The sequence below is a fragment of the Nocardioides lianchengensis genome, from assembly GCF_900101465.1.
Classification (GTDB): Bacteria; Actinomycetota; Actinomycetes; order Propionibacteriales; family Nocardioidaceae; genus Nocardioides; species Nocardioides lianchengensis.
The window spans coordinates 104,620-119,310 of record NZ_FMZM01000007.1; the positions used below are offsets into that span (position 1 = coordinate 104,620).

Genomic DNA, 14,691 nt, shown 5'->3' on the forward strand with positions numbered 1-14,691 from the left:
GTGGGTTGCAGAACGCGCCCGGTGTCGACCTGCCCAGATCAACCGCTGGCGCACCGCGCCGACGATGACGTGAATCGTGACGGGGACTTCCACGCAGCTCGGGCGCGTCGCACTCGGTCTCTGGCCTAGCGCAGCCGGGGCCTGTCGGGGCCGGCACGTACGCCGGTGCCGTGGTCGCGGAGGGAGCCGCGACCACGGCACCGTGGTGGGAGGGGTCAGCGCTTGCTGACGCGGATCCAGATCTTCCTCGACTTCGCAGGCTTGGTGCTGCGGTCACCGAGGTAGTGAACGCGCAGCGCGTGCCTGCCGACCTTCAGCCCCTTGGGGAGCCGAAAGGTGGCGGTGTTCTTCGCATTGAGGGTGCGGGTGACCTTGCGCCCGGCAATGCGGAAGACGACCTTGCCGCTCATGTCCTGGCGAGCTGTGACCGTGGTGGTGGCCCGGATGCGGCGACTGGCGCCGCGGACCTGCACATGCGCGTTGACCTTCAGCTTCACCTTCGAGGCTTGCTTGGGCTGCGCCGCCGGCGGCTGCGTGGGCGGGGTGAAGGTGTCGCATGCTGTGGTCAGCTTGGCCGCGCCGTAGGGCTGGACGATGACCGGGCCGACGAGGCCATAGGCGTCACTGCTGTCGAGGCCGGCGTTGTAGACGGGCGTGGCGATGTGGATGACGACCTGGTTGGTGCCGGCTTTCAGGTGGTCGCCGAGGTCGACCCGGTGCTGGGTGACCTGGTCGACCGGATCGAGGCGCTGTCCGTTGACGGTGACCTGGGCGGTACCGAGGACGGTTCCGAGGTCGAGGTGGGCCCCGGCCCCGCCGGTCCAGCCCGCCCCGGTGTCGATGGTCGTCGTGTACGTCGCGGTTCCCGAGACCTTCTCCAGGCCGGCGATCTCCTGCCAGCTCGGGAGAGTGCCATCCGTCTTCGTCGTCACATCACGTGCAGCGAGAGGCGTCTTGAGGGTGTCGTTGGGTCCGCCAGGGCCACCGGTCCAGGACGTCACGGCCAGCTTCCACGTGGACGGCCGGATGGGCGCGCCGACCGAGGGGATGCTGGTCGTCACCGACGATCCGTCGCTGAGGGTGCTGACGTAGGAACCGGCGGCGTCGGCGCGGACGGTGAGCGCGTCGGCCTCTGCCCGGACCTCGTCAGCGCTCGTGCGGGTGACGTTGACCGCGCAGGCCTTCGCTGGGGTGTCCTCGTTGCCTCGGGTCATGGCCACGAGCTCTCCGGTGCCGGTGGCCAGGTCCACCTCGATCTGGACGCCCGAGGGGGTGCGGGTGTACTCGGCGATGGGCGTCACGGAGCCGCTCCACGCGTCGTACCGGTACGGCTGCCCGTCACCCTGCAGCGTGACCGTGGTGGCCGTCTGCTTCGTGTCCTCGTTGAACAGGTAGTAGTAGTCGCTGTTCGCGGCCTTACGGTGCAAGGTCACCAGGGGAGCGTCATAGCTGGCCGACGCGGTCACGCCAGCCCGAGCGAGGGCTCTCGGCACCCGCGTGTGGCTGGGGACGGTCGTGACGGAGTTCTCGGCGAGGAGGTCGTTGAGCACCTTCTGGATGGCGCCGTCCTGACCGGGGCGGTAGCCCCGCACCCGCGGGGCAAGGTCGCCCACGACGACGATCGGGAACCCCGAGCGGGCCCACCCCAGGATGCGCTTGGCCGCGGCCAAGTCCAGGGGAGCGCTGGTGCTGGTGCCGTCGATGACCAGGGCGCGGTAGCCGAGCTTCGTCAGGCGGCCGTCGTCCAGGCTCGCGCTGGGATCGGTGACCAGGGTGCTGTTCATGAAGCCGTAGGTGTACCCGGCGTTCGAAAGTCCATCGTCGTCGTAGGTCGACCTGCCGATGCCGTCCCAGTAGACGGCGACGTCGTTGGCCAGGGTGCCTCGGCGCAGCACGTTCTGCATGCGGCCCACGTAGGTGTTGATGGTCTTGTCGTCCTCGAACATCGGGACCTGGATGCCGTAGTTCTCAGGGGCCTGCTTCGCGAACGGGAAGAATCCCGGCCACTGGTTCGACGCGCCGGGCGACTGGTCGGGCCAGCCGTGATAGATGACCTCGTTCATGCCCAGCGCGAACTGGGAGTTGATCCTCGCCACGAGCGATGCCCGAGCGAGGCCGTCGGCACGGCCGAAGGTGCCCGCCTCGTACGAGATGCGGTTGCCGCCGACCTGGGACTTCGCCGAGGAGATCTGACGCCACGCGTCGGACTCCTCCACGCTGAAGAGCGGACGCTCGGCGTCGGTGCGGTTGTTGGCCTCCTGCTCGGGGATGTCGAGTGCGATCGCCGCGTCGGTGCGGTTGATCGCTCCGGGGCCCCAGTCGACGTAGGCCTGGCCGCGAATCGTCATGTCGTAGGTCGCGGCCCAGTCCTTGAGAAGCCCGATGTGGTTCTCGTTGAACAGCTCGCCGAGGGTCTGCAGGTAGTCCTCGCGGACCCGCTTGCCGACGCCGCCGCTGAACTCGAAGAGCGGCTTCGACGCCAACGTCAGGTGGTCGGCGGTGGAGAGCGTGGCGATGTAGGGACGCAGGGAGTAGCCGCGTCGCTCGCGGAACTCGTCGAGGAAGTCGTCGGTCCAGTGTCGGACCTCCTGGCCGTAGCGATTGATCTCGAGGGAGTCGAAGAACAGCGACCCACCGCTGGCCCTCATGGCCGCCCGCAGGTCGGGGTCGAGGATGTTCTCCTCCCAGTAGTCGATGATGGCCCGGGCGCCGGCGGCGCCGTAGTGGTCGACCATGAAGCTGGGGGTCGCGGTGTCGGCGAGCCGGATGGTCTGGCCGGTGCCCTGCGACCACGCCGCGACGATCACGTAGCGCCCGGACGCCGCCGGGGCGGTGTAGGCGAGGTTCGTGCCGGACACGGTCGCGGTGAGGTCGACGGCGCTGTCCGGGTCGAGGGTCGGGACACCGGTGCCGGCGCAGTTGGTCTCGCAGCGGTACGCGACGACCCCCTCCAGAACACGCTTGGTCACGCCGCCCGGTAGAGCCCGCGTCGGCACGGCCCCCGAGAAGCTCTGGCCCGCGTCGAGGTAGACCGAGCCATAGACGAGCTCCTTGGCGGTTCCAGGCTCGTCCGGTGAGAGGCCCTGGATGCCCGCGGACCACCCCGGGGTGTAGAGGTGGTCGACCAGCATCCCCTGCTTCCTGCCCTCCTCGAACAGCTGGGTCCAGGCACGGGTGAACTCGCTGGTCCCGAACCCGTGCTGAGCCGGGACGTAGCCGGGCATCTTGCCGCCCGCGGTGACCTCGCCGACAAGGAAGTTGGCCTCGAACCCGCCTGCTCCAGCCTCCTTCATCTGCGAGACCTGCTGCTGGATCGACTCCGGCGTCATCAGACCTCCGCCGTTCCAGAAGCGGTACATCGGCCTGTCTGCCATCGGCGGGTTGGTGAACGGTCCGGCACCGTCGGCGGTCGGGCTTGTCGAGCCCGCGAGTGCGGCTGTGCTCGTAGCGGCGCCAGGAGCGGTCGCGCTCGTGGGCGCGGCCAGCGCCGGAAGCGCGGAGAGACCGACGACGGCTGAGAGAGCCATCGAGCCGACGAGCATGGCGGGACGTGCCTTGAATGAGCGAGCACGTGGCTGGGGAGCTCCCCTCGAGGTGCTCGCGAGTGGGTCGGGCCGTCCTGACGGCGCGCGAAAGGGCATGTCTTCTCCTGGAGGCTTTCCGGGGACGACCGAGATCCCGGGTCGATGAACAGCCAGCCCACGTCTAAAACGTTTCAATGGCCAGCAGGGCGACTGTATGGCGACGGTCACACTCAGGTCAATAGTGAACGCGCCGTTCACTAAAGTTCGTCGGTTGGAGCGTCCTCGCGCCGCTCGCGAGGCGACGGGCGGAGTCCGGTGCCGACTGACGACAGGTCCGTCGGCACCGGAGTGCACGGCCGTCGTCGTAAGAACCAGCGAGGAGGGGTCGTCCCTCTGCCGTGAACCTCAACCTGCAGGAGCTCTTCGAGTTCGTCGTGGCCCGCAACGTCGAGGCGGCCTCGGCGGCGGGCGTCAGGGGTGACCCGGTCGCCGCGCAGGCGCACCATCGTCTGCACGACCTCCTGAGCCGCAAGCGATCGGATGTCGTCGGCGGTCGGGAGGTCTCGGCCGCCGAGCTCCGGGGCCTCGAGGACGCACTGCGGCGCATGGCATCGAGCTACGACGACCATCCCGCCTTCCGACGCGAGTGGCTCATGAGTCCCTGATGGCCTGGACGCCAGGAAGCACACCTGGTCCGCCTCTGGGGCCCTTTCCCGGTGATGGGTCTTCCGGGCTAGCCCACCTGGAGAACCGCGTAAGCCACCTTCTTGTACGCCCGTCTTCCTCCTGACTCGGGACCTCCGGCCGAGACCAGCGCCGGGTGCTCACAGAGACGAAACCAGGGGAGATCCACCATGACAGGACAACACCGACTCGCCGCCTGGCGGGGACGGCGGAAGAAGCGGACAGTCACGTCGCTGGCGCTGATCGCGCTCGGCGCGGTCGTCGTCTCGGCGCTTCCGTCGGTCGCTGCGCCGGGCGACGAGACACTGACCCTGACGCTGAGCCAACAGACCGGCACCGGTCCGTTCGATGCCGACGATGCGCCGGGGCACGACTCAGGTGCGGGCAACGATGTCGTGCGGACCAACGACACCGTCACCTACACCGTCGGCATCCGCTACGAGGGTGGGGACGCGACCGCACCGACGATGACCTTCACCCTCCCGCAGGGCCAGGAGCTGGTGTCGCTCCCACCGTTCTGTGGCGGGGCTTCGTCGGTGACGCCAGCCTCGATCGGCGCGCCGACGCTGCCGGTGACGAGCACGTCGTACCAGTCGCTGCCGACGCAGACGGTGACCTGCGTGGTCGACAACCAGAGCGAGGGCACCGCGCTGGACTACAAGTTCGTCGCGAAGGTGCGCCCCGAGATGCCGCAGGGTGCCTCGATGGGCCCGTTCTCGGTGAGCGCCACGACCAACCAGGTGTCGACCCCGGCGGTCTCGCCCAGCGTGACCCAGGTGGTCTCGGCTGCTGCTGACTTCGATGTCTCGAAGCGGGGCACGTCGACGAACGAGAACACGGGTCCGTACTACCAGGAGCCTGCGGCTGTCGCCTGCAGCTTCGACGCGACCCGTTCGTGCCGACGCGTCCACTACCCGCTGACGGTCAACTCGACCCCGGGCGGCAAGGGCATCACGCCCTTGGCCTCGCCAATCACGATGACCGACGACATCAGCCCTGCGGTGTTCTACGGCCCGACCGTCTGGGCCGCCGCGGTCACCGCTGCCGGGTCTGAGGCTGCTGCCGTCGCGCAGTACGCCCCGCGCCTGAACAACTGCGGCAACATCACCCACCTCTGGGGCGGACTGCCCTACACCGGCGGTGGCAGCGAGTCAGGCGATCACAATGCCGTGACCAACTCCGGCGTCATCAACTGTGTCCAGCCGGGCGGCACCGGCACGCCGATCGACGTCACCATCACCGGCGCCGACACCACCGGCTACTACGTGCCGACCCAGACGGGCAACACCAACCCGCTCCCGGCCGACACCGGCTACGTCATCGCCTTCACCGTCCTGATCGATGTCCCGATGGACGCGGTCCTCGACCTCGGCATCGTCGGAGCCGACGGGAACTCCTGGACGCTGGCCACCGAGAACACCTACACCGACATCGTCGCGAACGACATCACCGGGAACCCCAACACCGGCGAGGATCTCAGCAACAACGACCGTGACGCCGTGATCGCCGTGCAGACCGGCGAGGGCTTCAACAAGTACTTCTCCGGGCAGTGGGGCCGCGCGGGCAACACCTCCGCCGGGGCATTCTCGCCCGGCACCGGCCTGTGGCAGGGACCGCCCGGATCCGCGGGCCTGCGCGACGGCAACACCGTGGTCCTCCCAGGCCAACCCATCCAGAGCAACCTGTACTTCAACAGCACCGGCATCCCGAACTCGGGCACCACCTACGCCCGGAGCTACTTCGGCTGCGACGTGTGGGACGAGTCGAAGCTGGCGCTGACGGCCGCGAATGTTGCCGGAAGTGGTACGCCGTCCTCGCGTCCGTCGGGCGGTGCGCCAGCGTGGATCTCGTACTTCTCGAAGGACGGCTCGGACACCCTGCCGATCTCGGAGCTGGACAACCTGCGGATCGAGTTCTCCAGCGGCCCGGCGGGTTCGGGGTCCGCGTCGGACTGCACGACCGGATCCTGGTTCACCGATCCGGCCGACGTGCCCGGCGCGACCGTCGACGGCGCAGGGATGTACAGCGGGGTGAATCGCGTCCGGGTGTCGTTCAGCTCGGAGTACAACAGCGTCTCGAACGGATTCACCGTCAACCTCGCGATCGCCCAGACCGTCAAGTCCACCGCCGGCGTCCAGGGAGACGTGATCGGCAACTGGGGCGCCTACAAGCGCGTCGACGGCGTCACCGACCTCGCCGGTGTCCTGGCGGACCCCTCGGCCAGCTATCAGCAGTCCAACTACGTCCCGGCCACCCACGCCGACGCCTGGGGTGACCGACTCACCATCGGGACCGCGACCGCGCGGATCCGGAAGTGGGTTCGCAACGGCCCTTCGGGTCCCTTCACGGACACCGCGGTGCCGCAGTACGCCGCGGGGAACAACGTGGACTACCGGCTGAACCCGACCCTCACGGCGGACGTCCCGGCCGGGGTCACGGCCCCTGTCGTCATCGAGGACTGCCTGCCGCGCTACCAGCAGTTCGTGTCCTCCAAGCACGAGACCACGGGTGATGCCATCACCCCGGACGTCGTCCAGCTGGGAGCACCGGCGGGCTCGGAGCTCACCTGTCCCACGAACCGGCAGTACGTCCGGTGGAACCTCGGGCAGCAGGCCATCGGCACCGTGATCGACCCCATCGTGTACACCGTGGAGATCCTCGGCACCGCCCTGAACGGGGTGTACACCAACACGACCCTGGTGTCCTCGGAGGGTGACCCGACCTCGGCGGCCCTGCGCCGCGACTCGGTCGACATCCAGGTCGTGGTCCCGACCGGCATCAAGATCGCCAAGTCGACGCCCCAGACGGTCGTGGAGGTGAACCCGGACGGTGTCGCTGCTCCACGGCGGCTGCAGTGGAGCGTCGACTTCGCCAACGTCGATGCTCCGCAGAACGTCTCGAACGTCGATGTCATCGACGTACTGCCGACCGATGGTCTGAACGGCTCGGACTTCACCGGGTCGCTGCGCTTCGACTCGGCGGCGGTCACGGCCGGCACGGGCATCGCCCTGCGCTACACCAAGGCGCCGTCGACCGCGATCGCGATCGACCCGGCTCACGCGTCCAACGGGGCAGCAGGTGCCACCGTCTGGTGCGACGCACCCGCCGGCGGCGCGGTGGTCTCCGGATCAGGGGCCGCGGCCGACTGTCCGGCCTCGCCGGCCCAGGTCACTGGCCTGCGGTTCGTGCGGACCGGCGACTTCGAGCCCGGTGACGAGCTCACCGTGGGCATCACGATGACGCCGTCGGGCAACCGTGGCGGTGACGTCTACGTCAACCGCACCTCGGGTCGCGCCGACGGGGTCAGCCAGAGCGTCGGGCCGGCCAGCCGGGCGATCGAGATCATCTCCTCGTCCATCGGCGACCGGGTGTGGATCGACCAGGACCGTGACGGGGTGCAGGATGCCGGGGAGCCGGGCCTGTCCGGGTTCACGGTCCGGCTGAGCGGCACCGACCTGGACGGCAACACCGTCACGGCCAGCACCACCACGGGCGCGGACGGGAGCTACCTGTTCGACGGTCTGGCCTCGGGCACCTACACGGTGACCTTCGACCCCGCCTCGCTGAAGGCGTGGCAGAGGTTCACCCAGCAGGGGGTCGGGGGCGACCGCGCCGAGGACTCCGACGGCGAGGTTACCACGGGCGTCACCGCGCCGATCGTGCTCGCGGCCGACAGCGCGAACCTCGACATCGACCAGGGGGTCGTGCTCGAGCCGTCGCAGCCGGGCTACGTGACCACGATCAGCGACCAGGCGACCGAGGTCGGGGACCGGGTCACCGACCAGGTCGTCGTGTCGGGGCTGGTCCCGGGTGCTCCGGTGCAGATGAAGTGGGAGCTCTACGGGCCCTACCCGACCAAGGCGGCCATCACCTGCGCCCCGGGGTCGGTCTTCGCGGAGGGCACGATGACGGTCGCCGGCAACGGCACCGTCACCACGCCGCCGGTCACGCTGACCAAGGCGGGCTGGTACACCTACGTCCAGTCCAACGTGGCCAGCGCGGCGTACGACGCGCAGCGCACCGCCTGCGCCATCCCCGCCGAGACCACGCACACGACCGTGAAGCAGGCCCCGCCGGGCAAGTCCGAGGTCACGGTGTCCACGGTCTCGTCGCGCCAGGCCCTCGTCCTGCCGTCGAGGGGTGGCGTCAAGGTCACGGACAAGGTGATCGTCCGAGGCCTGCCGAAGGGGGTCAGGGCGAGGGTCACCGGCGCTCTCTACGGTCCGTTCGAGACCGAGAAGGCGATCCGGTGCACCAAGGCCCACGTCGTCAAGAAGGTCGCGTTCACCGCCACCGGGCGGGCGAGGACCACGACGAACTACCGGAGCAAGGCCGTCCGGGTCACCGAGCCCGGCTGGTACTCGTGGTCGATGACGGTCGCGGGCACGAAGTTCACCAAGGCTGCCACGGAAGGGTGCGGTGTCGCCCGAGAGACGTTGATCGCCACCCGGGCCGCACCGCCGGTGCCCTCGGTCCCGACCGGTTTCACCGGAGAGGCCCGGGAGAGCGCCCTCAGCGCCGTCGAGGCTGACGTCGCCGGGGTGTTCGCTGACGGCGACCTCGACTTCCTGGAGCAGATCGCGCAGGTCCTGGATATCGCTGACGGGGTCGAGGACGGCAACATCCCCGCGGGTGACGCCGGCGACCTGCCGGTCGTGTCGGCGAAGGAGGCCCAGGAGCTCGCCGAGCGACAGGCGTCCGGCATCGACGTTCCGCAGGTGGCCCTCGCCCCGCGTCACACCAGGAAGCTCTACTCCCCGCCGAACGGCAGGGGAGTGGTGCGGCGGGCCGGGACCTCGTTGTCGATCCCCGGCCTGGGGATCAAGACCTCGGTCGACGACAGTCGGGTCACCGGTGGCGTCCTGGCCGTCCCGAAGGACGTGCGTCGGGTCGGGTGGTACAGCCGCACCGCGCACGTCGACGACGTGATCGGGTCGACCGTGATCGCCGGCCACGTCTCCGACGACCGCGACAACCCTGGTGCCCTCTACCGGCTGAAGTCGCTGAAGAAGGGTGCGGTCGTCACGGTGACCGAGAACGGCCAGACCCGGAGGTTCCGCGTCACCCGGATGCGGACCTACCAGCGAACGGGTCAACTCCCCGCGGATGCGTTCGCGACCACCGGGGCGCACCGGCTCACCCTGATCACCTGCACCGGCAAGGTGACCTACCCCAACGGGAAGTTCCACTACACCAAGAACCTCGTCGTCACCGCCGACGAGATCTGAGAACGCCGGGCCCCACGGGGCCAGCGCTCAACATGGGCGTGGGTCGGGACTCCCGCGATCGCGGTGTCCCGGTCCACGTCCCACCAGCCCCGACTCCTCGGGGAGGGAGTGGGCGGCGGGGCTTCCACCCCTGGTTCACCCGCCGGCAGCACCCGGGCACACGGCCGACCACGGACGGTCGACCGTGTGCCTGGTCCCCCTGATCCGCGGTGGCCGTCCGGAGGGCCCGGTCGTCCTTCGGACGGACGCCGGGTGGGCGGCTCCGTGGTCGGGCGTCCGCCCCAGGCGCCCGTGCTCCCGTCCCCGCCGGCCCCTGGCCGGGGCTTCTGCGCCCCGGCCGAGGACGTGGGGGCGGGAGCACACTTCTCGATCCCACCGTCGATCTCAGTCCCCGAAAGGTGCCTCGATGCTCCGCACGTCAGCCCGCATGGCAGTCGGCTCCCTGGTCCTCGTTGCCGGGGTCCTTGCCGCGTGCTCCTCCGACGACGCTCGGCCCTCGCGTGATGACCTCGCCGAGGTCATCGTCGACGAATCGCTCGCCGGGGGCGCGTCGTCGGAGGACCTCGCCGACTGCATGGCGACCCTGTTCGACGACTCCGAGCTCTCGGACTCCTTCCTGCGCGCGATGGTGGCGAAGGACGACGACTACCGACCTTCCGAGAAGGACACCGCTGCGATGGCCTCCGTCGCCCGTGAGTCGGCGACCTCCTGCGCCGGAGATCCCGGTTAGGAGGTCTGGGCCGTGGGCCCGAGCACTGCCGGCGCACGACGCGTAAGTAAGCGTCTTGTGGCGGCGTCTTCGCAGCGTGACCAGCGCAGATGACGACCTTCCCTTCACGCCGGGCCGGGTGGATGCCCCTCCTCGTACCGCCGACCAACGTCGACCGGACCAGGTCCAGGACGAGCCGCAGGACGAGAGCAGGGATCGGATCCTGCTCGCGGCACTGCGAAGCGGGGATGAGGGGGCCTGGGAGGAGCTGTGGCGGCGGCACCATCCCTGGGTGCGCAGGTACTCGGCCCTGCTGCTGCGTGACCAGGCTGAAGCCGACGACGTCGCCTCGGAGGCGATGGTCCGGACCCTGACCCGCTTCACGGTCCACGACGGACCGCGGTCCCTGAGTGCCTATCTGCAGGCGGTGGCCCGCAACCTGGTGATCGACGTGTTCCGCCGGCGAGAGCGTGATGCGGAGGCGGTGGCGCGGATGTCGGTCCTCGTAGCCTCGACGGACGACCCGGTGCTGGCGCTGGATGAGCGCCGGGAGGTGGTCCTGACCCTGGAGCGCATGCCGGCACGGCAGCGGTACGCGCTCATCAGGCTGGTCGTCGACGGGCTCTCGGTCGCCGAGCTGGCCGACGAGATCCACCTGACGGCCAACGCGACCCACCAGCTCGCCCATCGCGCTCGCCACACGTTCCGGCGTCTCTTCCGAACCCCGCTCCTCCTGCTCCTCGCGGCTCCGGTGTCGGAGCGGCGAGGCCGACCCTCGCACCTGGGTCGCTGCTGGGGTGGTGGACGGCCGCGGGACCACGAGAGGGTCCAGCGCCGACGGGACCGTGACCGATCGAGAGGGAGGTCGGCGTGACGGACGAGCCGCTCGACGCGGAGGGTGGAGCCACCTCGCCCGCGGTCGACTGGGCCGGACTGCTCCTGGAACGGATCGTGCAGGAAGAGGTGGCGGACCTGGATCGACCGCACCTGGTGATGAGCCGTCACGTCGCGACCGGCATCACGTCGTACCGGGGGCCCTACCGCGACGCTCTGGCGGCCGTCGTGGCCGCGCAGGAGGAGCAGATCGCCTCCCAGCGCCACGGTCAGGAGGAGGGCATGGTGTTCTCCGTTGCACCGCTGTTCGCCGCCCATCTCGACCAGTCCTCCGAGAGCGGCGGGTGAGAAACGTCCGCGGTCCGCGTAAGCGGTCCACGTCCCGCGCGTCTCCCTCTCGGGATCACGTCTCCAGGCGTGGCGCGGACGAGAGGGCGGCGACCCGATGGCAATGGTCGGGGCAGGGACACGGGTGGCTCCCGGAGGCAGGGGCCCGATCACGGCTGGTCCCGCCGGCGTCGGTGGCGACGTCGTTCAGCGGCACGACCACACGACGTGGCGGCCCGACGCATGACCGAGCTTGCGGAGCCGGGGGCCGCAAGCGCCGGCGTCTCCGACCTCGACCTGATCGAGGCCGCTCGGCTCTCCGACGACACGGCCGTCGCCGAGCTGTATCGGCGACACCGTGAGGCCGCGCTGCGGCTGGCGCGTCATCTGTCGGACCCGGTCACCGCCGAGGACGTGGTGGCTGATGCGTTCATGCGGGTCTTCCAGGCCATGCGCGACGGGAAGGGACCGTCGGTCGCGTTCCGTCCCTATCTCCTGACCTCCGTCCGCAACGCGTACGTGAGTCACATCCGCCGGGTGGGTCGGGCCACCCCCGTCGACATCGACGAGATGCTCGGCGGCGTGGCCGCCGAGGGGGACGCGGTCGAGGCCGCTCGCGAGTCGCGCACCCTCGCGGAGGCGTTCCGGAGCCTGCCCGAGAGATGGCAGGCGGTCATCTGGCACACCACGGTCGAGGGTGACGACCAGGAGACGGTCGGTCGGCTCCTCGGCATCAAGGCGAACGCCGTGGCGGCGCTGAACTTCCGAGCTCGTGAGGGACTGCGTCGTGCCTACCTGGATGCCCATCTGGCCGCGCCGGCACCGGACGAGTGCCGCCCGGTCCGTGAGCAGCTGCCCGCCTACGTCCGGGGGAGGCTGAACCGGCGGAGACTCGACCAGGTCGAGGGGCATCTGGGCGAGTGCCGTCGCTGTACGGCGGCCTACCTCGAGCTCGACGCCGTCAACAGCAGGCTCGCCGCCGTTCTCGGTGCCGCCGTCCTGGGCGCCGCCGCGTCGGGGTACGCCGCGACCCGGCCTCCGACGGCCGGCTCCCGCGCTGTTCGTCCGCACGACGGTCTGCTGCACCCCCGCGGGGTGCTCGGTGTTCCCCGTCGGCTGACGGAGCGCCCCTTGGTGGCGGCGGTCGCCTCGGTGGCCGTCCTCGCCCTGACCGTCGGGATCGCTCTGGCCCTCACCCGGGAGAGCGACGCCTCCGAGGGTCCCCTCGCCCTCGGCGCCGCGGAGCACCTCTCCGGGGGTCCCACTCGGGCGACCCGGACACCGGTCCCGCAGGAGCCGATGTCGACATCGTCGCCCGACGACCCGGGAACCCCGGCACGTGCTGCACCCCCGAAGCCACTCGGGGCCCCGTCCGGTCCTGCCCAGGCACCCTCGACGCCGCATCCGTCTCCACCGGTTCCGTCGAGCACGCAGGGAGATCAGGCGCCTCTGCCGTCGGCGACCGTGGAGGAGCTACCGGCGAAGACCACGACGCCATCCGGGCCGACGCCGTCGTCGTCGCCGTCCCCCAGTCCCACCTCGCCCGCGCCGACGCCGACCCCTGCCAGGACGACGGATGATCTCGCCGTCGGGTCGGCCGCGACCATCGATCTCGGTGACTCCTACCACCTGCAGCTCGAGGTGGTGGGGTTCGACGACCCGACGGTGGTGACCTTCGAGGTGGCGCACCTGGTCGGCTACGAGCTGCACCAGGACTTCGACTTTCCCACGAGCAGCTGCGTCACGACGGCCGGGGACCCGACCAGGATCGTCTGCGCCCTGGCCCCGGGCGGCGGAACCTTCGCCCTCGACGTCTCCGTCGAGGGCCCGCTCGTCGCGACGGCCCGGATCAACGCCCCGAAGAACGATGACCCGAATCCCGCCAACGATGCGGTCGTCTTCCCCGCACCGTGACCCGTCGCATCTTCACCTGCCGACACCCGGCTGGGTCTGATGGCCGTGCAGGCCGCAGCCGCGTAAGGCGGTGGGGGGCGAGGCGTCTATCCGGTGTGAAGCTCCGTCAAGACACCCGTCGCCCCAGGACGAGCGTTCGCGCCGTCGTGCGCAGCGTCCGCTCCGGCACTCTTCGCCGACGGAGGTTGTTCGGCAGCCGCCGGAGTCCGGTGCCCGCTGAGCAGTCCCTGCGCGCCGTGATCCTCGAGCTCGACCCGGTCGAGAGGTCTGCCCTCATCGACCTGCTCCGGGAGGAGCTCGCTCGCGGCTGGGTTCCCAAGCGGGCGGACCTCGAGGCGGCGCTGGAGTCGATCCGCTCCGGCGACCGCAGCACCGAGACGTGGTGTGCGTGACCCGGGCTCCGAGGCCGACGAAGCCGGTGGGGCCTGTCGCCACTGCCCTGCTGGGCGGCGCAGCCGCCCGCCGGCGCGTCCGGGGTGGTCATCGGTGGTCCAACGACCGGTGTCCGGACTGCGGCCTCTCCCGACATGAGACGTGGCTGCGCGACCAGGAGGGGGCTCCCACCACCGCGATCGTCTGGGTCGCACCAGATGGCGCCGTCGTCGCGCTACGACCGTTTCCCGCGGTGAGCGGTACCGAGCCCCCGGTGGCTGTGAGGCTCCTGCCGACCGCCGCTGAGGGATTCCCCGCAGCGGGGCGCGATGAGCCACCGTGCGTCGAGCCGACCCAGACGCGCCCAGCCCACCCGACGAGTGGCCGATGAACCCGTCGAACGGCGTCGTGGCGACCCGCCGGCCGTCGCCGATCGCTCATGCACGCGCCGTCGTACGCGGGATCGGCGCGCTCACCCAGATCGCACGGGCCGTGCTCGTCTGCCTGCTGCTCGGGGTCCTCGCGCCCGTGATCGTCCTGACCGTCCTCGTCCCGGCGGGGGTCGTGGTCCTTGCCTTGGCCGCGGGGGCGTGGGTCGGTACCGCGCAGTGATCCGAGCGGATCGGTGGGGACGCCGCGCGCGGGCGACCTGCGGAACTCCGGCGGGTCCCTTGAGGCGTCGTGGCCGGTGCTGGGTCAGTCGCAGTCGTGGCAGTGGTCGCTGTCGGTGGCGGAGCGTCGAGAGACGTGCTGGACCAGGAAGCACCGGGTGCAGGTGAACTCGTCGGCCTGTCTCGGCATGACCTCGACGGTCAGGGTCTCGTGGGACAGGTCGGCGCCCGGCAGCTCGAACGACTCGGCGGCCTCGGTCTCGTCCTCGTCCACCTTGCCGGATGACTTGTCCTGCTCGCCGGAGGTGAGCCGGAGCGCTTCGAGGCTCTCTTCCTTCTGCTCCTCCTCGGACTTGCGGGAGGCGTCGTAATCAGTGGCCATGGGTGAGGTCCTCTCTGGGTGGCGCGGCGACGATAGTCATCGCGACGACCGCGAGCGGTCCCGGCCCTTTCGAACGGACCTCGAATGAGTGAGGCGTCACGCCCTG

The 14,691-nt window shown here is 70.2% G+C and carries 10 protein-coding genes; 8 read left to right on the forward strand and 2 right to left on the reverse strand.

The annotated features are described in order from the left end of the window. Positions 1-215 precede the first annotated feature (215 nt). Positions 216-3,374 carry a glycosyl hydrolase gene (locus tag BLT76_RS13810; protein WP_170867058.1) on the reverse strand — a complete coding sequence of 1,053 codons (3,159 nt, stop codon included), beginning with the start codon at positions 3,372-3,374 and terminating at the stop codon, positions 216-218. 548 nt (positions 3,375-3,922) lie between these two features. On the opposite strand from BLT76_RS13810, the gene BLT76_RS13815 reads away from it, so the two are divergent. The 8 genes from BLT76_RS13815 to BLT76_RS13850 all read left to right on the forward strand — a co-directional run bounded on the left by BLT76_RS13815 (position 3,923) and on the right by BLT76_RS13850 (position 14,204). Further along, entirely contained in the window at positions 3,923-4,189 is a 267-nt protein-coding gene (locus tag BLT76_RS13815; RefSeq protein WP_090856937.1) for a hypothetical protein, read from the forward strand. 189 nt (positions 4,190-4,378) lie between these two features. After that, a complete protein-coding gene (locus BLT76_RS13820) occupies positions 4,379-9,436 on the forward strand; it encodes an SdrD B-like domain-containing protein (protein WP_090856940.1) in 5,058 nt (1,685 codons plus the stop codon). A gap of 427 nt (positions 9,437-9,863) precedes the next feature. Continuing rightward, positions 9,864-10,166 (forward strand): hypothetical protein, encoded by a 303-nt coding sequence (locus BLT76_RS13825; protein ID WP_139175532.1) that lies wholly within the window; start codon positions 9,864-9,866, stop codon positions 10,164-10,166. A 118-nt stretch (positions 10,167-10,284) separates the two neighbouring features. After that, positions 10,285-11,019 (forward strand): RNA polymerase sigma factor, encoded by a 735-nt coding sequence (locus BLT76_RS13830; RefSeq protein WP_170867059.1) that lies wholly within the window; start codon positions 10,285-10,287, stop codon positions 11,017-11,019. After that, positions 11,016-11,327: a hypothetical protein gene (locus BLT76_RS13835; RefSeq protein ID WP_090856948.1), complete on the forward strand. Its 312-nt coding sequence runs from the start codon at positions 11,016-11,018 to the stop codon at positions 11,325-11,327. The genes BLT76_RS13830 and BLT76_RS13835 overlap by 4 nt, the downstream gene beginning before the upstream one ends. A 222-nt stretch (positions 11,328-11,549) precedes the next feature. Further along, positions 11,550-13,220 carry a sigma-70 family RNA polymerase sigma factor gene (locus tag BLT76_RS13840; RefSeq protein ID WP_090856951.1) on the forward strand — a complete coding sequence of 557 codons (1,671 nt, stop codon included), beginning with the start codon at positions 11,550-11,552 and terminating at the stop codon, positions 13,218-13,220. Positions 13,221-13,429: 209 nt separating this feature from the next. Then, positions 13,430-13,612 carry a hypothetical protein gene (locus BLT76_RS13845; RefSeq protein WP_090856953.1) on the forward strand — a complete coding sequence of 61 codons (183 nt, stop codon included), beginning with the start codon at positions 13,430-13,432 and terminating at the stop codon, positions 13,610-13,612. Positions 13,613-13,979: 367 nt separating this feature from the next. After that, on the forward strand, positions 13,980-14,204 hold the full coding sequence (locus BLT76_RS13850) for a hypothetical protein (RefSeq protein WP_090856956.1): 225 nt from the start codon (positions 13,980-13,982) through the stop codon (positions 14,202-14,204). Between the two features lie 84 nt (positions 14,205-14,288). Here the strand turns inward: BLT76_RS13850 and BLT76_RS13855 are convergent, their stop codons facing one another. Continuing rightward, a complete protein-coding gene (locus BLT76_RS13855) occupies positions 14,289-14,585 on the reverse strand; it encodes a DUF4193 family protein (protein WP_090856960.1) in 297 nt (98 codons plus the stop codon). Between the last annotated feature and the right edge of the window lie 106 nt (positions 14,586-14,691).